Origin of the sequence: Burkholderia sp. F1, from assembly GCF_050813845.1 — a bacterium.
Lineage (GTDB): Bacteria > Pseudomonadota > Gammaproteobacteria > Burkholderiales > Burkholderiaceae > Burkholderia > Burkholderia ubonensis.
The window spans coordinates 2,137,377-2,155,287 of sequence record NZ_CP172422.1; the positions used below are offsets into that span (position 1 = coordinate 2,137,377).

The 17,911-nt window shown below is 69.9% G+C and carries 16 protein-coding genes; 4 read left to right on the forward strand and 12 right to left on the reverse strand.

Annotated features, from left to right (window positions below; genetic code table 11):
- Positions 1 to 31 precede the first annotated feature (31 nt).
- The 3 genes from ACFIMZ_RS28160 to ACFIMZ_RS28170 are packed head-to-tail and all read right to left on the reverse strand — an operon-like array spanning position 32 to position 3,959.
- Entirely contained in the window at positions 32 to 1,444 is a 1,413-nt protein-coding gene (locus ACFIMZ_RS28160) for a c-type cytochrome (RefSeq protein ID WP_431822750.1), read from the reverse strand.
- Complete coding sequence (locus ACFIMZ_RS28165) at positions 1,441 to 3,219, reverse strand: GMC family oxidoreductase (protein ID WP_431822751.1); 1,779 nt, start codon at positions 3,217 to 3,219, stop codon at positions 1,441 to 1,443. Before ACFIMZ_RS28165 ends, ACFIMZ_RS28160 begins: the two co-directional genes overlap by 4 nt.
- On the reverse strand, positions 3,219 to 3,959 hold the full coding sequence (locus ACFIMZ_RS28170; protein WP_431822752.1) for a gluconate 2-dehydrogenase subunit 3 family protein: 741 nt from the start codon (positions 3,957 to 3,959) through the stop codon (positions 3,219 to 3,221). Before ACFIMZ_RS28170 ends, ACFIMZ_RS28165 begins: the two co-directional genes overlap by 1 nt.
- Positions 3,960 to 4,501: 542 nt before the next feature.
- Between ACFIMZ_RS28170 and ACFIMZ_RS28175 the strand changes: the two genes are divergently transcribed.
- On the forward strand, positions 4,502 to 5,071 hold the full coding sequence (locus ACFIMZ_RS28175) for an RNA 2'-phosphotransferase (RefSeq protein WP_431822753.1): 570 nt from the start codon (positions 4,502 to 4,504) through the stop codon (positions 5,069 to 5,071).
- A 79-nt stretch (positions 5,072 to 5,150) separates the two neighbouring features.
- On the opposite strand, the gene ACFIMZ_RS28180 is transcribed toward ACFIMZ_RS28175, so the two are convergent.
- Positions 5,151 to 5,567 carry a DUF3995 domain-containing protein gene (locus ACFIMZ_RS28180; protein WP_431822754.1) on the reverse strand — a complete coding sequence of 139 codons (417 nt, stop codon included), beginning with the start codon at positions 5,565 to 5,567 and terminating at the stop codon, positions 5,151 to 5,153.
- Between the two features lie 263 nt (positions 5,568 to 5,830).
- Between ACFIMZ_RS28180 and ACFIMZ_RS28185 the strand changes: the two genes are divergently transcribed.
- Both ACFIMZ_RS28185 and ald read left to right on the forward strand, forming a co-directional pair.
- Complete coding sequence (locus ACFIMZ_RS28185; RefSeq protein ID WP_431822755.1) at positions 5,831 to 6,265, forward strand: hypothetical protein; 435 nt, start codon at positions 5,831 to 5,833, stop codon at positions 6,263 to 6,265.
- A gap of 140 nt (positions 6,266 to 6,405) precedes the next feature.
- A complete protein-coding gene (gene ald, locus ACFIMZ_RS28190; RefSeq protein ID WP_431822756.1) occupies positions 6,406 to 7,521 on the forward strand; it encodes an alanine dehydrogenase in 1,116 nt (371 codons plus the stop codon).
- Positions 7,522 to 7,556: 35 nt separating this feature from the next.
- On the opposite strand, the gene ACFIMZ_RS28195 is transcribed toward ald, so the two are convergent.
- From ACFIMZ_RS28195 to ACFIMZ_RS28220, 6 genes are all read right to left on the reverse strand, one after another.
- The gene (locus ACFIMZ_RS28195) at positions 7,557 to 8,891 is read right to left on the reverse strand and encodes a nicotinate phosphoribosyltransferase (protein ID WP_431822757.1); all 1,335 of its coding nucleotides are present in this window, start codon (positions 8,889 to 8,891) and stop codon (positions 7,557 to 7,559) included.
- Positions 8,891 to 10,666 carry a DNA polymerase/3'-5' exonuclease PolX gene (gene polX, locus ACFIMZ_RS28200; protein WP_431822758.1) on the reverse strand — a complete coding sequence of 592 codons (1,776 nt, stop codon included), beginning with the start codon at positions 10,664 to 10,666 and terminating at the stop codon, positions 8,891 to 8,893. The genes ACFIMZ_RS28195 and polX overlap by 1 nt, the downstream gene beginning before the upstream one ends.
- 323 nt (positions 10,667 to 10,989) lie before the next feature.
- Positions 10,990 to 13,236 carry an FAD-dependent oxidoreductase gene (locus ACFIMZ_RS28205; protein ID WP_431822759.1) on the reverse strand — a complete coding sequence of 749 codons (2,247 nt, stop codon included), beginning with the start codon at positions 13,234 to 13,236 and terminating at the stop codon, positions 10,990 to 10,992.
- Positions 13,237 to 13,287: 51 nt separating this feature from the next.
- Entirely contained in the window at positions 13,288 to 13,680 is a 393-nt protein-coding gene (locus ACFIMZ_RS28210; RefSeq protein WP_076474774.1) for a TraR/DksA family transcriptional regulator, read from the reverse strand.
- A 112-nt stretch (positions 13,681 to 13,792) separates the two neighbouring features.
- Entirely contained in the window at positions 13,793 to 14,131 is a 339-nt protein-coding gene (locus ACFIMZ_RS28215) for a hypothetical protein (RefSeq protein WP_431822760.1), read from the reverse strand.
- 224 nt (positions 14,132 to 14,355) lie between these two features.
- Positions 14,356 to 14,670 (reverse strand): hypothetical protein, encoded by a 315-nt coding sequence (locus ACFIMZ_RS28220; RefSeq protein ID WP_431822761.1) that lies wholly within the window; start codon positions 14,668 to 14,670, stop codon positions 14,356 to 14,358.
- Positions 14,671 to 14,865: 195 nt separating this feature from the next.
- On the opposite strand from ACFIMZ_RS28220, the gene ACFIMZ_RS28225 reads away from it, so the two are divergent.
- Entirely contained in the window at positions 14,866 to 15,039 is a 174-nt protein-coding gene (locus ACFIMZ_RS28225) for a hypothetical protein (protein ID WP_431822762.1), read from the forward strand.
- Positions 15,040 to 15,153: 114 nt separating this feature from the next.
- On the opposite strand, the gene ACFIMZ_RS28230 is transcribed toward ACFIMZ_RS28225, so the two are convergent.
- Together ACFIMZ_RS28230 and ACFIMZ_RS28235 are read right to left on the reverse strand one after the other, a co-directional pair.
- Positions 15,154 to 16,329 (reverse strand): glycosyltransferase family 4 protein, encoded by a 1,176-nt coding sequence (locus tag ACFIMZ_RS28230; protein WP_431822763.1) that lies wholly within the window; start codon positions 16,327 to 16,329, stop codon positions 15,154 to 15,156.
- A 168-nt stretch (positions 16,330 to 16,497) separates the two neighbouring features.
- A complete protein-coding gene (locus ACFIMZ_RS28235; RefSeq protein WP_431825384.1) occupies positions 16,498 to 17,871 on the reverse strand; it encodes an undecaprenyl-phosphate glucose phosphotransferase in 1,374 nt (457 codons plus the stop codon).
- Between the last annotated feature and the right edge of the window lie 40 nt (positions 17,872 to 17,911).

Here is a 17,911-nt window from a genome sequence, read left to right on the forward strand (position 1 = left end):
GCTGGCGCCACGGCCCGTCGCGGGCGCCCGCTCAGCGCGCGGCTTGCGGATAGCGCGCGCCCGGCGGCGGCTCCGGCCGCGTGCCCGGCGTAGCCTTGCGCACCTTCGCGACCTGCGCCGCGGTGACGGGCGAGCCCGTATTGCCCCAGCTCGTGCGCACGAAGTTCGCGACGTCCGCGACTTCCTGATCCGACAGGCGCCAGCCGAACGGCGGCATCGTGAACGTAGACGGCGCGGTGTGCGTGCCCTTCAGCGCGCTGCCCGCCAGCACGACGTGGATCACCGAAGTCGGATCGTCGCCCTGCAGGACCGGGTTGCCGCCGAGTGCCGGGAACACCCGTGTATAGCCGCGGCCGTCGCTGCGATGGCAGGCCATGCAGTTGTCGCGGTAGACCGCCGCGCCCGGCTTGCTGGCGTCGCCGCTCTGCAGCGCGTGCGCGGCCGCCGCGTCGTACGCGTATGGCGTCTCGCCCTGCACCTTCGGCGGCAGCGTCTTCAGGTAGCGCGCGATCGCCGTGAGGTCGTCGTCGGTCAGGTGCTGCATGCTGTGGCCGACCACGTCCGTCATCCCGCCGAACGCCGCGGTGCGCTCCGTGCGGCCGGTCTTCAGGAACTGCACGATTTCCGCTTCCGTCCACGCGCCGAACCCGGTGCGCGGCTCGCCGCGCAGGCTCGTCGGCACCCAGCCGTCGATCGCCGCGCCGCCGGCCAGGAAGTCCGGGCCGTCCGCGTCGGTCAGCCCGCGCTCCTGCATCGTCGGCGCGCGCGGCGTGTGGCACGCGCCGCAGTGGCCGAGCCCCTGCACGAGGTACGCGCCGCGCGCGAGGACCGGATCGGGGTACGGCGCCGCTTCGAACGGCTTCGGCACCGGCGCGAACAGCCTGCGCCAGAACGCGAGCGGCCAGCGCATCGACAGCGGCCACACGATGTCGACTGCGCGGTTCTCCTGCTGCACCGGCGCGACGCCGTGCATGAAGTACGCGTAGAGCGCCTTCACGTCGTCGTCGGTGAGGCGCGCATACGACGGAAACGGCATCGCCGGATACAGCGTGTCGCCGTTCTTGCGTACGCCCGCCCGCAGCGCGCGATCGAACTCTTCCAGTGTCCAGCCGCCGAGGCCCGTCTTCGGGTCGGGCGTGATGTTGGTCGAATAGATCGCGCCGATCGGCGTGTCGAACTTCAGCCCGCCCGCGAACGGCTTGCCGCCGCTCGCCGTGTGGCACGCAACGCAGTCGCCGGCGCGGGCCAGGTACGCGCCGCGCGCGACGAGCGCGTCCGCGGCGTGCGGCGCGGGCGCGACCGCCGCCGAAGCGGCCGCCGCAGGCACGGCCGCCGGTTGCGCGACGGCCGCCCCGCTCGCCAGGCCGAACCCCAGCCAGGCCGCGCCGGTCGCCAGCGCGCGCGCCGTGCGGCGCGCGGCGTTGTCTGTCGTTGTTCTCTTCATACGGTCACCAGCGGAGCGGGGTTTTTCAGGTATTGCTCGCGGATCGCGCGCGCCGACCAGTAGGCCAGCGCCGCGATGATCCCGGTCGGGTTGTAGCCGATGCCCTGCGGCAGCGCCGACGCCCCCATCACGAACACGTTGTGCACGTCCCAGCTCTGCAGATAGCGATTCAGCACGCTCGTCTTCGGATCGGTGCCCATCACCGCGCCGCCGACGAGGTGGGTCGTCTGGTACTGGCGCGAATCGAAGTGCTTGCCGAACTCGCGCGTCGACACGCCGATCGCCTTCGGCCCCATCGCCTCGGCGATCTTCTTCATCTGGCCGGTCACGTACTGCGCCATCCTGATGTCGTTGTCCTTCCAGTCGAACGTCATCCGCAACAGCGGCTGGCCGTACGAGTCGCGATAGGTCGGATCGAGGTCGAGATACACGTCGCGGTACGACATGTTCGTGCCGTGCGCGTCCATCGACACCGTGTGCGCATAGTTGTCCTTGACCGCCTTCTTCCACGCGGCACCCCACTGCGGCGTGCCGGGCGGCGTCGCGATGCCGCTGATCGGCTTCACGCCGGCCTGGTTGACCCACAGCGGCGAACCGCCGACGAAGCCGAGCGGGCCGTGGTCGAAGTTGTCCGCGTTGAAGTCGTCGACCGCGACGCCGTTGCCGCCCGCGCCGATGAACGGGTTCGTGTAGGTGTCCTTGTCGAAGAACGCCTTGATCGTCGACAGGTTCTGGTACGCGAAATTGCGGCCCACGACGCCTTCGCCCGAGATCGGGTCGTACGGCTTGCCGATGCCCGACAGCAGCAGCAGGTGCACGTTGTGATACTGGAACGCGGCGAGGATCACGAGATCGGCCGGCTGGTGCACTTCACGGCCGGCCGGGTCGATGTAGGTGACGCCCGTCGCGCGCTTCTTCGTGTCGTCGAGATCGACGCGCAGCACGTGGCACTTCGAGCGCAGCTCGAAGTTCGGCACCTGCTTCAGCGCGGGCAGGATGTTCAGGTTCGGCGACGCCTTCGAGTACATGTAGCACGCGTAGCCGCTGCAGTAGCCGCAGAAGTTGCACGGGCCCATCTGCACGCCGTACGGGTTCGTGTACGGCCCCGACGTGTTCGCGGACGGCAGCCGGTACGGATGCAGCCCGAGCGATTTCGCCGCGTCGAAGAAGCGCTGCGCCGAATACGTGTTGAGCTGCGCGGGCAGCGGGAAGTTGTCGCTGCGGTGCGCGTCGAACACGTTGCCGTCGCCGACCACCTTGCCGTTGACCTTGTACGCCTGCCCCGACGTGCCGAACACCTTCTCGGCGAAATCGAAGTACGGCTCGAGTTCGTCGTAGCTGACGCCCGTATCCTGGATCGTCATCCCTTCCGGGATGAACTTCTTGCCGTAGCGCTCTTCGTAGTGGCTGCGCAGCCGCAGCTCTTCCGGCGCGATGCGAAAGTGCACGCCCGACCAGTGCAGCCCCGCGCCGCCGACGCCCTCGCCCGGCAGGAACGCCGCGAGCTGGCGGTACGGCAGCGCCGTGTCCTGCACGCCGTGGCGGATCGACACGGTGGTCTTCGACAGGTCGAGGAACAGCTTCTTGCGGATGTTGTAGGTCAGCTCGTCGATCGTGTTCGGATACGCGCCGTCCGGATACGTGTCGCGATACTCGCCGCGCTCGAGCGCGACCACCTTCAGGCCCGCTTCGGTCAGTTCCTTCGCGAGAATCGCGCCGGTCCAGCCGAAGCCGACGATGACCGCGTCGACATGCGGTTTCTTCTCTGCGGCCATCAGGTACGCTCCCCGTTGATCGAAACCGGCCCGTACGGATACGGCTTGCCGTTCTGGTTGACGAAATCCATGAAGTCCGCGCGCGCGCCGGGAAAGCCGATCATCTTCCACGCGGCCATCCCGCGATTGCCGCCGTGGACCGGATCGCAGAAGTAGCCTTCGCGCGTGTTCTGCAGCAATTGCCCGAAGAACACCGCGGGCGGCACGTCATCGATCTGCGCGCTGCTCTTTTCGAGCGCGCCGAGCACCGCGTCGCGCGTCGTCGCGTCGAGATCCGCGAACGCCTTGCCGTGCGTCTTCGCGCAGAAACGGTCGACCGCCGCGATGCCGAGCCGGTACACGTCGCGCGGCACGAGCTTCAGCTGGTAGCCGAGCTCCGGCACGCCCTGCTGGAACGGCCCCTGCATGTACCACAGCGCGCCGTGCGCGTAAGGCGTTTCCATCTGGCGGTCGATGAATTCGGGCACGCCGGCCTCGAGCGCGCCGGGGCCTTCGGCGTCGGCGGGAATCAGCCGGTCGACGGCGGCCTGGACGAACGCCCACTCCCTGGCATCGAAGAAAGTCGGCTTGTACGGCGCTTGCGCGGCGTCGGCCGATGCGGCGCTCGCGCCGCCGGCCGTGGTCGCGGTGGTCGACGACGGCCGCAGGTCGCAGCCGGCGAGCGACGCGATCGGCACGAGCGCGACCGACGAGCGCAGAAAGTGACGGCGCGAATTGGGTTTGTCGGGTGGCGTGGACATGGTCGGATGATGATGTTGGGGACAGCGCTTCGAACACGCGCAAACAGCATGTGTCGCGCGCGACGGCCGGGTCGCGCCGGGCCGCAATACGCCCGGCTGCCCTTTTATTTCGTGTTACGAATTACCTTGATGCCGTCGGCGGATTCGCGCAGCGCGCAACGCCCCGCCGCCATGCAGCCGCTTTCGGCCAGTTCCATCGGACTCCAAAGCGTCACGACCTCTTGCGGGCCTTGTCGTCAGACGAATCCGCGCCTGCCGGACCGGATTCGACCTGCCGCCGTCATGGCCATTTCAACCTAGTCGCCGGTTCCGCCAACGGCAATACCGGGAAACGCGACCCTCTCGGCGGCCTGAATCGACGATCCGGCGAATCATAAATGGAACCGGTTCCATTTAAAAGTGTTTTAACGCAATTCATTGGATTGAAAAATGCAACAATCGCAGCGCTTCAGGTGCGGGAGGCGCAAGGATGAGGAAAATTGCAGGCTGACGGCCGGCGCAAGACGGCCATCCGTCGAAATCCGGTAGGCTTCCGTCCCGATATGAATACCGATACCAAGAAGACTCTCGACGAGACCAGCAAATACCTGAGCTACATCCTCCGTCACGCGCCGCAGGCAATCGGCCTGCAGCTCGACCCGGAAGGCTGGGCCGATCTCGATGCGCTCATCGCCGGCGCGTCCCGCGACGGGCGCGCCCTCGATCGGGTGACGATCCTCGCTGTCGTCGCCAACAACGACAAGAAGCGCTTCGCGCTATCCGGCGACGGCCGGCGCATTCGCGCGGTGCAAGGCCACGCGACGCCGGCCGTGCGGCGGCAATACCCGCAGCAGTGCCCGCCCGACGTGCTCTATCACGGCACCGCCACGCGCTTTCTCGACTCCATTCGCGAACAAGGGCTGAAGGTCGGCACGCGCCATCACGTGCATCTGTCCCGGGACGTGACGACGGCCATCGCGGTCGGCACGCGCTACGGCAAGCCGGCGGTGCTGGCGATCGACGCGCAGCGCATGCACGCGCGCGGCTTCAGGTTCTTCGTGGCCGAGAACGACGTGTGGCTCACCGACGCGGTGCCTGCCGAGTTCCTGTCGCTCGACGCTCCCGCCGCCTGAACCGCCGCGCGGCCGCGAGCCGCGTCACGCCGGACGAACGCCGCTGCCGCACCGCAGCAAACGGCACGCGCCGCAACGGTCAGCGTATCCAGAACATCGACGCGATCGACAGCGACAACGCCGCGCACAGCGGCGAATAGCACAGCGTATCCAGCCGCGCGAACCGTGATCCGCGGATGTGCTTGAAGAAACCCACGTAGCGGAAGTCGCCGATCGCCCGCACCGCGAAGATCAGCGCGAGCGCAACGGTCGCGAACGCGACCGCGCTCGCATGCAGGCTCGCCCCCAGCCAGCCGGCCCGCGCGGCGATCACCCCGGCGCCGGCGAGCAGCGCCGCCGCCACCGCGAACGTGCCGGCGACACTCGGCTGCAGCACCGGCTCGCCGTCGAGCTCGGGAATCGCCGCCAGTTTGCCCGCTCGGCCGCCGCATGCCCAATAGACGTGGATCAGCGCGATCGCGCACAGCGTCGGCACGATGAAATACGCAGCGGTCATGGTGAAATCGTCTCCTTGTGTCGGGGTGGTTCGCCGGCCCCCGATCCGGCGCGGCGTGCAATCCGCGAAGCGTATGACGATACCGAAATCGCGCGCGCCGTGCATTGCGGCGTCCGGTCGCGGCGTCGCCAGCCTCCGCGCCGATGCGGTCATGCGTGCCCGCCGCTTGACTTCCATCCGGGCGCTACTACCCTTTTATTCCAGGACTGCAGTCGAGGCGTGAACGCGAAACCGCTCATACCCCCTGCCGGAGGAAATGTTTCATGAACGAAGCCCTCGAACGCCGCGCGCTGCTGCTGCATCTCGGCAGCGTGATGCGAATGCTCAGTTGCCTGCTCGAAAGCGAGCGCGACGACGCCACCATCGGCGCGTTGATCGCGACGCGGCCGATGCTTGCCGATCTGCCGCTGCTCGAACACGTGTTCGATCACATGACGGTGCGCGAATTCGCGAGCGCCGTGCTGCACGCCTTCTGCCTGTGGCCGCAGCAGCTGCTCGATGCGCAGCTCGATCGCGACGCGCTCGCCGCGCCGGTCTGCGCGAAGCTGTTCGCCGGCAATCCGCGCGGCTGGACCCGCTACGCCGAGTCGCTCGTGGCCGACGTGCCGTGGTTCGGCGCGGGCATCCAGCCCACGGAACAGCGCCCCGAGCACGCGGCGCCGGCGGAACGGGCGGACCCGGTCGCGAAGACCGCATAGCGCCGTCACGACAGGCCGTCACGACAGGCCGCCGCGCCGGGACACGTCGACGCGCACGCAGCGCCGTGCGCGCGGACGAACGCGGCCGGCCGCGCAGGCCGCCGTGGAGCACATATAACGAAGGCCCGTGGAGGTGACCCATGCTGATCGGAGTGCCGAAGGAGATCAAGAACCATGAATACCGTGTCGGGCTCACGCCGGCCGGCACCCGCGAACTGACCCGTCATGGGCATCGGGTTCTGGTGCAGCGCAGCGCCGGCACGGCGATCGGGCTGCACGACGAACACTATTCGGCGGCCGGCGCGACGCTGTGCGACGGCGCGGCCGAGGTGTTCGCGCAAGCCGACATGATCATCAAGGTCAAGGAGCCTCAGCCGGCCGAATGCGCGATGCTGCGGCGCGGCCAGATCCTCTATACGTACCTGCATCTCGCCCCCGATCCGGAACAGGCGGCGGCGCTCGTCAAGTCCGGCGCGGTGTGCATCGCGTACGAGACCGTGACCGGCCCCGGCGGCGGCCTGCCCCTGCTCGCGCCGATGAGCGAGGTCGCCGGACGCATGTCGATCCAGGTCGCGGCAACCCATCTCGAGAGCCCGCGCGGCGGGATGGGCCTGCTCATGGCGGGCGTGCCCGGCGTGCCGGCCGCGCACGTCGTCGTGCTCGGCGCCGGCGTGGTCGGCACGGGCGCGCTGCAGATGGCGGTCGGCATGGGCGCGCGGGTCACGGTGCTCGACAACAACGTCGGCCGCCTGCGGCAGCTCGACCTGGTGTTCGGCAACCGGATCGGCACGGTCTGCTCGAACGCGCAGACGATCGAGGAAGCGGTGTGCGACGCGGACGTCGTGATCGGCGCCGTGCTCGTGCCGGGCGCATCGGCGCCGCGGCTCGTGACGCGCGACATGATCGCGCGGATGCGCGCCGGCGCGGTGGTCGTCGACGTCGCGATCGACCAGGGCGGCTGCTTCGAGACGTCGCACGCGACGACGCATACGAAGCCGACCTACGTGGTCGACGGCGTCGTCCACTATTGCGTCGCGAACATGCCCGGCGCGGTTGCGCGCACGTCGACGTTCGCGCTCAACAACGCGACGATCGGCCATGCGCTCGCGCTCGCCGACAAGGGCTGGAAGCGCGCGATGGCCGACGACGCGCACCTGCGCGCCGGCCTGAACGTCTGCGACGGACAGATCACCTACGAAGCGGTCGCACGCGCGCTCGACCTGCCTTACGCCCCCGCGGAGCGCATGCTGGCGTGACCCGGCCCGCGCCCGGGCGCCCCGGATGCGCGCCCTCATGCCGTGCCGTCGTCCATCCGCTTCACGAGCGCGGCCAGCCCCGCTGAAATGCCGACGGCGACCGGCTCCGCCGCCGTCAGCACACGCGTGCGCTCGGGCAGCATCGCAAGCTGGCGGGCCGCATGCGCGCGGCTTGCGTCGAGCGACGGCAATACCAGCCGCGCCCCGTCGATCATGACCGGCTGCAGCAGCGCCGCGCCCGGCTGCGCGTCGCCGTCCAACGCCAGGCAGTCGGCGTCGATCCGCCCGTTTGCGCCGTGCCGCCGGAACACCTGCTTGCGGCCCGGCCATGTCGCCTTGCCTTCCGAGCGCTTGCGGCGCGGCACCCCTGCATATTCGACGAGCTTGTACGCGCAGTCGAGCGACGGCGCGTCGGACGAGGTGTTCATCCGCGTGCCGATGCCGAAGCCGTCGATCGGCGCGCCGCGCGCCAGCAGGTCCTGCAGCCCGTATTCGTCGAGATTGCCGCTCGCGAAGATCGTCACGTTCGCGAGCCCGCCGCGGTCGAGAATCTCGCGCACGCGCCGCGCGTGCATCACGAGATCGCCGCTGTCGAGACGCACGCCCTTGATCGCGATTCCCTCCGGCGCCAGCAGGCGCGCGGTCTCCACGACCGTCTGCGCGGCCTGCTCCACATCGTAGGTATCGATCAGCAGCACCGCGTTGTCCGGCTGCGAGCGCGCGAAATGCGCGAACGCCTGCGCCTCGTCGCCGTGCGCCTGCACATACGAATGCGCCATCGTGCCGAATGTCGGAATGCCGTACGCGATCCCGGCCAGCACCGTCGCCGTTCCGGAGAAGCCCGCGAGGTAGCTCGCCCGCGCGGACAGCAGGCCCGCCTCCGCGCCGTGCGCGCGGCGCAGCCCGAAATCGACGAGCAGGCGCCCGGGCGCCGCGAGCACCGAGCGCGCCGCCTTGCTGGCCGCGAGCGTTGCGTAGTGCAGCAGGTTCATCACGCGGCTTTCGACGAGCTGCGCCTCGCGCAGCGGCGCGGTGATCCGCAGCATCGGCTCGTCGGCGAAGCACACCGTGCCTTCGGGCATCGCGTGCACCGTGCCGGTAAACCGCCAGTCCGCGAGCGACGCGAGAAAGTCGGCGCGAAAGCGCCCGGTCCGCGCGAGGCCCGCGATGTCGGCGTCGGTGAAGCGCGCGCGCTCCAGGTAGTCGAGCACGGGCGCGAGCCCCGCCGCCATCAGGAAGTTGCGCTGCGGCGGCAGCGCGCGCACGAAGAACTCGAAGCTCGCGACGTCGTTCATCGCGGCGTCGAAGTACGCCTGCAACATCGTGAGTTCGTAGAGGTCGGTCAGCAGCACGCTGTCGCCGTCAGCCATCAGCCCCCCTTCGCGCGGCGCGGCGCCGATGCGCTGCTCGCGCCCATCGTGCGCGCGAGCAGCGGCCGCAGCTGCGCGAGCGTCCGCGTGTTGAGCACGTCGGCCCGCGTCAGCCAGCCGCGCCGCGCCTGATCGACGCCCAGGCCGAGATCGTCCAGTTCGTCGGCGCACTGCGCGTCCGAGCCGATCGACACCAGCACGCCGGCCTGCGCGGCCTCGCGGCACCAGATGTCCGCGAGGTCGAGCCGCTGCGGCTGCGCATCGAGTTCGAGGAAGCAGCCGCGTGCACGCGCATGCTCGATCACGCGCGGCACGTCGAGGTCGCACCCGTCGGTCTCGCCGAGCACGCGGCCGGTCGGATGCGCGAGGATCGTGAAATGCGGATGGTCCATCGCCCGCAGCACGCGGTCGGTCTGCGCGGCGCGCGGCAGGTCGAGCGCGTCGCGCACTACGCCGACCACGAGATCGAGCCGGCCGAGCATGTCGTCCGGCACGTCGAGGCTGCCGTCTTCGAGAATGCCGGCTTCGACGCCCTTCAGCAGCACGAAATCGTCGTACGACGCGTTGACGCGGTCGATGTCGTCAAGCCGCCGCGCGAGCCGCCCGCCGTCGAGCCGGCGCTCGCCGGGCCGCCGCGCCGGATCGGTGATCGCCAGATACGCGAGCCCGCGCGCGCGGGCGGCCTCCGCCATCGCCCGCAGGCCGTCCTGGCCGTCCTTGCCATCCGATGGGCCTGCATGCGCATGCAGGTCGCCGCGCAATTGCCCGCGCTCGACCAGCGCCGGCAGGCGGCCGACGCGCGACGCATCGATCTCGCCGCGATCCTCGCGCAGCTCGGGCGGCACCCAGCGCAACCCGATCGACTCGTAGACCGATGCTTCGGTCGCGCCGGCGATCCGTTCGTCGTCGCGGAACACGCCGTACTCGTTGATCTTCAGGCCGCCTGCCTGCGCGATGCGGCGCAGCGCGATGTTGTGCACCTTCGACCCCGTGAAGTAGACGAGCGCCGCGCCGAATGCGTCCGCGTCGACGACGCGCAGATCGACCTGGATGCCGCTGCGCAGCACGACGCTCGAACGCGTCGCGCCGCTCGCGAGCACGCGCTCGACTTCCGCGTAGCCGATGAACGCGTCGGTGACCGCGCCCGGATCGCGTGCGATCACGAGGATGTCGAGGTCGCCGACGGTTTCGCGCCGGCGCCGGAAGCTGCCGGCCGGCACCGTGTCGCCGACGCCCGGCACCGCTCGCAGGCGTTCGAGCAGCGGCGTCAGGCACTGTTCGGCGAACGGCAGCAGGAAACGCTGCTGCGCGTGATTGAGGCGCGCGTCGATCGCTTCGAGCAGGTGCGCTTCGGATTTCGCGCCGAAGCCCGGCAGTTCGCGCACGCGTCCGGCTTTCGCCGCGGCCTTCAGCTGTTCGAGCGTATCGACGTGCAGCCCGTCATGCAGCGCCTTCACGCGTTTCGCGCCGAGCCCCGGCACGTCGAGCAGCTCGACGATCGCGGCCGGCAGCGCGCGGCGCAGCGTCTGCTGCAGCTCGCAGGTGCCCGTCGCGGCGATCTCGCGCAGCTTCGCTGCGAGGTCGACGCCGATCGACGGAATCCGGCCGAGGTCTTCGCCGTGCGCGACCATCGTCGGAATGTCGCGACCGTAATCGGCGATCGTGCGCGCGGCGTTGCGGTACGCGCGCACCCGGAACGGATTGGCGCCCTGGATTTCGAGCATGTCGGCAATCTCGGCGAACACCGCCGCGCACTCGGCATTGTGGATCGACATGATCGGCGCGGCTCCTTCCACGTGGATCGCGCCGCGCGCCATGCGGCGGCGCCTGCCCGCCCGGCGCGTTCACGACGAACGCCGGGCGCCCGACCCCATCCTACGCCCGCGGCGCCGTCCGTGCAGAAGGCCGGCCGAACGCACGTGCGCCGCACGGCGTGCACCGCCCCTTCACATGCAACGGTCGTGCCGGAACGCGGGCGGCGACGCCCGCCGGCCGACGGCGCGACGATCGGCCCGCACCGCGTCCGGCACGACACCTTCAGTATGGACCGAGGCGGCGCAGTTGCGTTACCGCCGGGATCGATTCGTGCGCCGCGCCGTCAGGCCGCGTCGCGATCGGCCAGCGCCTTGACCGCGGCCGCATAGCCGCGCGCCTGCAGCTCGGCGATCGTCGTGGCGGAGAAATCGTAGTCGGTGACGAATGACACCGGTCCGGTGCGCTGCAGCGCGATCCGCTCGACGCGGATCGGCGCGCGGTTGCCCATCAGCCGGATGTAGAGCGGCAGTTGCCGGATCGCGCTGGCGGCCGGCTCCTCGACGTGCGTCATGATGTTGCCGACGAGATCGCTGAAGTCATTCGCGTATTCCTCGAAACGCAGGTCGCTGCGCACGCGGTCCATGTAGCTGATCTCCTCGCGCCGCAACATCACTTCGACGAGGTTCTCCGGCATCCGCTTGCTGCCGGTGAACAGGTCGACGATGAAGATCCGCCCGCCGATCCGGCCGCAGCGCTCGACGACCAGATCGAGCGGCGAATTGCTGACGATGCCGCCGTCCCAGTACGCATGCCCGTCGAGCTTCGTCCACGGGATGCCCGGCGGCAGGCTGCCGCTCGCCAGCAGATGCTCGGGCGTCAGCCGGTCGACGTAGCTGTCGAAGATGCGCGGCTCGCCGCTTTTCACGTCGACCGCGCTGATCAGGAGGCGCGTCGGGCTCGAACCGAGCGACGCGAAATCGACATACTTATCGATCAGCTTGACGATCGGGCGCGCGTCGTACAGGCTCGTCCCGCGGCCGTAGAGCCAGTCGAGGCCGTTCAGCGGATTCCACCAGCGCGGCTCGAGGAAATTGGGCACCCCGAACCAGAACACATAGGCGGACAGCAGCATCTGCTGCCAGCGCGGGTCGCCCGTCGACGGCAGCGGAATCGCCAGCTCGCGCCAGAACGCGTCGAGCGCGCGCGACGGCGCCTTCGGATGGCTCGCGATGATCGCGCCGTTGAACGCGCCGATCGACACGGCCGACACCACGTCCGGCCGGATGCCGTGCTCGTCGAGCGCCCGCGCGACGCCGCATTCGAACGCGCCGAGCGCGCCGCCGCCCTGCAGGATCAGCAGCGTCTGCACCGGCAGCCGGTCGAGCGGGAAACGGACATCCTGCAGGCGTCCCCGCTCCGCCTTCAGGTCGAGCCGCATCGAGATCGCATCGGCCAGCGACGCGATGCTCGCGGGCGGCTGCGCGACCGCGAACGCCGCGCGCAGCGCGTCATCCTTCAGGTACAGCAAAGCATACGGGCCGTCGCCGAGCGTGCCGCGCTCGATCGTCTCCGTCGCGCCGCGCGGGTCGCCGAGAAAGTTGTAGGTCAGGCCGAACACGTCGCCGAAGAAGATCGACACGTCGCGATACGGCACCGGCCGCCCGGCCATGTTGTGCGCGGCGATCCTGCCCTGCCGCATCGCGTTGTCCCAATGCTCGATGCGGCGCCGCACGCCGAAGACCGGATCGGGGAAATTCGCGACGTCCCCCGCCGCGTAGATGTGCGGATCGGCGGTGTGCAGGAACGCGTCGACCTCGATGCCGTCGCCGATCGGCAGGCCGCTGTCCGCGAGGAAATCGCAGTTCGGCGTCACGCCGATCGCTATGAGCACGAGGTCGCACGGCAAGGTCGCGCCGTCGCTCGTCTGCGCCGCTTCGACGCGGCCGTCGCCGATCAGCGCACGCAATTCGCAGCCGGTTCGCACCGCGATGCCGCGCGCCGCGCAGCACGCCGCGAAGAAGCGCGACAGCACGGGCGCCCGCAGCATCGGCATCACGTCGGGCTCGCGCTCGATCAGCGTCACGTGCACGCCGCGCGCCTGCAGCGCCGCGGCGACCTCGACGCCGATGAAGCCCGCGCCCAGGATCACGACCCGCTGCGCGTGCGCGGCGTCGCGCTGCAGCGCCAGCATGTCGGCCAGCGTATGCAGGCAATGGACACCGCCGAGCTCGAGGCCCGGCAGCGACGGCAAACGCGGCGACGTGCCGGTCGCGATCAGCAGCTTCACGTAGTGGAATTCGCCCTGCGTATCGGTGCGCACGATGCGTGCATGCCGGTCGACGTGCGTCGCGCGCGCGCCGAGCAGCAGCGCGATCCGCTGCTGCTCGTAGAACGCCGCGTCGTGCAGGATGATGCCTGTCGCGCCATCGCCGACGTTCGGCAGTTTCGTGAGCGGCGGACGGCGGTATGGCGGCACCGGCTCGCCGCACAGCATCGCGATGGTGGCCGCGTCGTCTTCGCGGCGCAACGTCTGCACGGCCGTCGCGCACGCGATCCCGCCGCCGATCGCCAGATAGTCGACTTCCCGCATCGCGTCCCCCGGTTGCGCCGGCGTGCGCCGGCGCGTGGACGAGGCGCGGCGTCAGAGCGACGCGCGTGTGCCCGTCGCGTACCGCCGCTCGTGCAGCTTCTGGCAATGGGCGCAGCGCTCCGCGGTCGGCCGCGCGAGCAGGCGTTCGTAGTCGACGGGCGCGTCGCAGTCCACGCAATCGCCGTAGCTGCCGTCACGCATCCGCTGCAATGCGCGCGCAACCGCGCGCAACTCCGCCAGCTTCATGCCGATCAGCGCATGATCGACATCGACGAACAGATCGGCGTTCGCTTCGTCGCCCTCGTCGGGCGCTGCGCCGGCCAGGTCCGCATACGACTCCGACGCGCGCTGGTGTTCGCTCGCGCGAATCTCCGCGCGCAGCGTCTGCTCGCACTCGGTCAACCGTCGATGCAGGGTTTGCCATTCGCGTTCGTCGAGCGCCATCGTCGTTCTCCTTGTCCGGGTTCCACCTGCCCGCTTCAGCGTCCGATCGCAACCATCGCCGGACGCTTCCGACGCAGCATAAACCCAATGCGCACGCGCGTGTTGACCGACCTCACGCGAAACGGGAGCGGGCTTCGTTCGCAAAAAGCGGGGACCGACGCGAAATCGTTTCGCATTGCTGCGCCGCGCTGCGCGCGGCGAGCCGGCGGACTTCGCGACTCGCGCCCTGCCCGCCCGTCGACGGATGGCGGGACGTGTCGACGCCGATGCGCGCCAGCAGGCCGCAGCCCTGCGGCGTCAACGCCGGATGGGGAGCTTCGCCCGGCGCATCGGAGACGAGTTCGACAAACGACTGCGCGACGAGCGCATCGAAATCGGGACTGAAGCAATCGACATGCTGCGGTGCGTGAGCGACCAGCAGCAGCGTGGAAAATTCGTGCGGGGTCAGCATCTTGACGAGCTCCTCGTGACGAATGTCGCGCCGTGCCTTCTGGCACGAAAGTGACGGCGCGAACCGTGCTGCGCAGTTTGACGGGAATGATTTCCGCGGAACAGTAAGTGCTTTCCACGACACCGGACTGGCCGACGATATGCTTGTCGCCGTACACGTTTCACCCCGCATTCGATAAGCGCGATGCGGGTCGTCCGACGCACATGCCGACCACACCAGACACGCTAACGTTTGCGCTTTCCGCGCGGACCGTCGCGCCATTGCCTTCGTTCCAGTTCGTCGAGACGATCGCACAGCATCTGCGCCAGCGTTGCCGCCCGGCTGCCCGCACGCACCCGCGCGCGGATCGCGTCGAGGCGCGCGCGCCAATACGCAGGGTGCATCACCGAGGTCGTGGCGACCGGCCGGTCGCCAATCTCGACGCGGGACAGCTCGTCGATCATGGTCGCGACATGCCGCAGTTCGCGCTCGTCCTCATCGTTGCATGCCATCGCCGGCTCCGGTGTCGACGCGCGAGTCTCGTCGTCGCGCTCGCGCATCTTTGACACTGCGAGTGTAGGAACCCCGTTTGACGGAAATCTGACCGTCTATCGTCAACCCGATGACAGGCGAAGCGCAATCGTCTGACGCACGGCGGCTTGAGATCGATCAATCCCCTGCATAAAACTGCGCCGTAGAGTGGGACGACCGGGACAGATCGCACGCGCCCTTTGCTTGACACGCGGGAGGCAGCCATGGTTTTCGGCGTCATCATCTGGGTCGCGCTCGCGGCCCTCTTTCCGACGATGGTCGTGCCGACGATCCAGCACGCCGTCGCGCCGTCCAGCATGACCGTCGCGCCGGATGCGCAGCCGCAGGAGACCGCTCCCGGCGCGCCGCATGCCGACGCATCGGCGGCGGCAGGTTGACGGCCGCGGGCATCGTCCACGCCGGCTTCCGATCGAATTGTCATGGACTGCCAATGAATCGGGATGCGGCCGGCGTTGCGACGCGCCGCCGGATACTTCGATGCCGAGCGGCGTTCATTCGCTGCGGCGCACGATGCCGAGCAGCGCGTGAGCGGATGCCTGCCAGCTGAAGCTGCGCGCATGCTCGGTGCCGCGCTCGCGCAGGCGTGCGCGCAGCCCGGCGTCGTCCATCACGCGCGCGATCGTCGCGGCGATGTCGGCTGCGTCGTACGCGTCGCAGAACAGCGCCGCGCCGCCGCACACCTCCGGCAACGCGCCCTCGCGCGAGACGATCACGGGGCAGCCGCTGCGCATCGCCTCGAGCGGCGGCAGGCCGAAGCCTTCGTAAAGCGACGGGAACACGAAACAGCCGGCCGCCTCATACAGCGCCTTCAGCTCGCCGTCGGTCACGTATCCGGCCCAGGTCACGCACGGATCGTCGGCGCACTGTGCGGCGCTCGCGTCGCCGAAGATCTTCGCGTTCGCGCCGCCGGCAATCACGAAGCGCATCGCCGGATGCGACCGGCGCAACCGGCCGATCGCTTCGAGCGCCCGCCCGAGATTCTTGCCCGGCGCGAGCGAACCGACGAACAGCACGTAGCCGTCGCGTTCGAGCTGCAGCCGCGCGAGCACGCCGGGATCGGCGTCGATCCGGTCGATGTGGTCGACCGCGCCGGGCACGACCGACACGCGTGCGGGCGACACGCCAAGCCGGGCGGCGAGGCGCGCGCGAGAGAAATGCGACACGGTGACGATGTGCCGCGCGCGGCGCTTCAGGATCGCGAACGCGATCCGATACCAGACGCGAAACGCGAGCGAATAGCCTACGGGCAGATCGAAGATCGCCGCGTCGTGAATCAGCAGCACCTGGTCGCGCTTCATCAGCGGGCCGACGTTGCACAGGCTCAGCAGCGTCCGCCCGCGCGTCGCGCGCGGCAGCGTCCATTGCTCCCAGAGCGTGCCGCGCAGGCCGGGCGCGACCTGCCGGCGCGCGCAGGCCGGCAGCGCGGTCGAATCGTGAACGGACGGCACGACGACCGGCGGCGCGTCGTCGGCGCCCGCGAGCCGCGCGAGTTCGGCGGTCAGTTCGTAGGCAACGCGCTGCACGCCCGTCATCCGCTGCGACGTGAACTTGCCGTTGATCGCAAGCGCGCGCGCCTGCGCGATCCGCGCGGACGCGGCGACCGCCCGCGGCATGCGCGCCTCCGACGCCGCGTGCGCCCCTTCCCGTTCCCGAATCGACGTTGACATGATCGTGACTGCCCCGATGGCGGCGACGCGACTGCACGCCGCCGGGCATCCCGCGGCGAACGGGATGCGGTTTGCTGTGCCGTCAGTGTGTGCGCCGCGCGGCGCGCGATCCGTGCGTTCGACCGCACAAGCGCGTTCGGCCGGAACACATCGCCGCGCACGCGCTGCTCAAAACGCATTGCGCCCGACGAAGCCGCGCACGATCGTCAGCAGGATGATCTTGATGTCGAACCAGAAGCTCCAGTTCTGCATGTAGAACAGGTCGAACTTCACGCGCGCGGCCATCGCCTCGACCTTGCGCGTTTCGCCGCGATAGCCGTTGACCTGCGCCCAGCCCGTGATGCCCGGCCGCACGCGGTAGCGGTACATGTAGCCGTCGACGAGCCGCCGGTAGAAATCGTCGTGCTCGATCGCATGCGGGCGTGGCCCGACGACCGACATCTGCCCGAACAGCACGTTGAAGAACTGCGGCAGCTCGTCCAGCGACGTGCGCCGCAGGAACGCGCCGACCGGCGTGATGCGCGCGTCGTGGCGCGACGCCTGCCGCACGACGCCCGGCTGCTGCCGGTGCACGCGCATCGTCCGGAACTTGAGGATGTCGAATTCGCGGCCGTCGACGCCCTTGCGGCGCTGCCGGAACAGCACGGGCCCCGGCGACGACAGCTTGACCGCCACCGCCAGCGCCGCGAGCACCGGCAGCAGCGGAACCAGCACCGCCAGCGCGAACGCGCGGTCGAACGCGAACTTCGCCCACAGTTCCGGCGCGGATCGCGGGGTCGTCGCGAGGTTGATCGCCGGCATCCCGAGCACGTCGGTCGCGGAGCGGTCGACGACCGCGACGTGACGCACGTCGGGCAGCAGCCGCACTTCGACGAACTCGTCGCGCAGCTCGCGCACGATGCGCTGGATGCGCCGCTCGTGCGACATCGGCAGCGTCAGCCACACTTCGTCGATCAGGCCGGCGCGTATCCGCCCGCGCAACTCCTCCCAGTCGCCGATCACCGGCACGCCGCCGATGTCGCGCTCCTTGCGCGCGGCGTCGGCCTCGTCGAACACGCAGACGGCCACGTATGAAGGCTGCGGCGCCAGCCGCATCCGGTCCAGCGCCGCACGGCCGTAGGCGGTCGCGCCGACGAGCGCGACGCGGCGCGGCCGCCCGCGCGCGTCGCCGCGCCGCCGCGCGATCGCCAGCATCGCGGCCCTGCCGAGCAACAGCGCCGCGTCGCCCGCGAGCACCGTGCGCGCGATCCAGCGCGTCGACATCGTCGCGCCGCGATTCATGATCCACGTCGCGCCCGCGACCGTCAGCAGGCTCGCGCACGCGCTGGCGACCACGATCCGCGACAGCGCGGACCAGCCGCCGTCGCCGGCCGCGCGCGCGCCGCGCGGCAACAGCAGCAGCGTCAGCGCGCACAGCAATGCGATCGCGCCGCGCTGCGCATCCGCGAGATCGCGCCACGCGAGCCCCGCCCATGCCTGCGCGATCAGCGCGCCCATCAGCACCAGCGCGACGTCGACCGCCGTCACCGCCGCGCGCCGCATGGCCAGCGCGCTCCCCTGCGCGCGCCGTTGCGCGCCCTCT

Bases quoted from the DNA above. Each gene is read 5' to 3' on its own strand.
- ACFIMZ_RS28180 (WP_431822754.1), bottom strand. From the start codon at position 5,567: ATGACCGCTGCGTATTTCATCGTGCCGACGCTGTGCGCGATCGCGCTG.
- ACFIMZ_RS28210 (WP_076474774.1), bottom strand. From the start codon at position 13,680: ATGGCGCTCGACGAACGCGAATGGCAAACCCTGCATCGACGGTTGACC.
- ACFIMZ_RS28185 (WP_431822755.1), top strand. From the start codon at position 5,831: ATGAACGAAGCCCTCGAACGCCGCGCGCTGCTGCTGCATCTCGGCAGC.
- ACFIMZ_RS28160 (WP_431822750.1), bottom strand. From the start codon at position 1,444: ATGAAGAGAACAACGACAGACAACGCCGCGCGCCGCACGGCGCGCGCG.
- ACFIMZ_RS28230 (WP_431822763.1), bottom strand. From the start codon at position 16,329: ATGTCAACGTCGATTCGGGAACGGGAAGGGGCGCACGCGGCGTCGGAG.
- ACFIMZ_RS28235 (WP_431825384.1), bottom strand. From the start codon at position 17,871: ATGCGGCGCGCGGCGGTGACGGCGGTCGACGTCGCGCTGGTGCTGATG.
- ACFIMZ_RS28215 (WP_431822760.1), bottom strand. From the start codon at position 14,131: ATGCTGACCCCGCACGAATTTTCCACGCTGCTGCTGGTCGCTCACGCA.
- ACFIMZ_RS28205 (WP_431822759.1), bottom strand. From the start codon at position 13,236: ATGCGGGAAGTCGACTATCTGGCGATCGGCGGCGGGATCGCGTGCGCG.
- ACFIMZ_RS28225 (WP_431822762.1), top strand. From the start codon at position 14,866: ATGGTTTTCGGCGTCATCATCTGGGTCGCGCTCGCGGCCCTCTTTCCG.
- ACFIMZ_RS28195 (WP_431822757.1), bottom strand. From the start codon at position 8,891: ATGGCTGACGGCGACAGCGTGCTGCTGACCGACCTCTACGAACTCACG.
- ACFIMZ_RS28165 (WP_431822751.1), bottom strand. From the start codon at position 3,219: ATGGCCGCAGAGAAGAAACCGCATGTCGACGCGGTCATCGTCGGCTTC.
- ACFIMZ_RS28220 (WP_431822761.1), bottom strand. From the start codon at position 14,670: ATGCGCGAGCGCGACGACGAGACTCGCGCGTCGACACCGGAGCCGGCG.
- polX (WP_431822758.1), bottom strand. From the start codon at position 10,666: ATGTCGATCCACAATGCCGAGTGCGCGGCGGTGTTCGCCGAGATTGCC.
- ACFIMZ_RS28175 (WP_431822753.1), top strand. From the start codon at position 4,502: ATGAATACCGATACCAAGAAGACTCTCGACGAGACCAGCAAATACCTG.
- ACFIMZ_RS28170 (WP_431822752.1), bottom strand. From the start codon at position 3,959: ATGTCCACGCCACCCGACAAACCCAATTCGCGCCGTCACTTTCTGCGC.
- ald (WP_431822756.1), top strand. From the start codon at position 6,406: ATGCTGATCGGAGTGCCGAAGGAGATCAAGAACCATGAATACCGTGTC.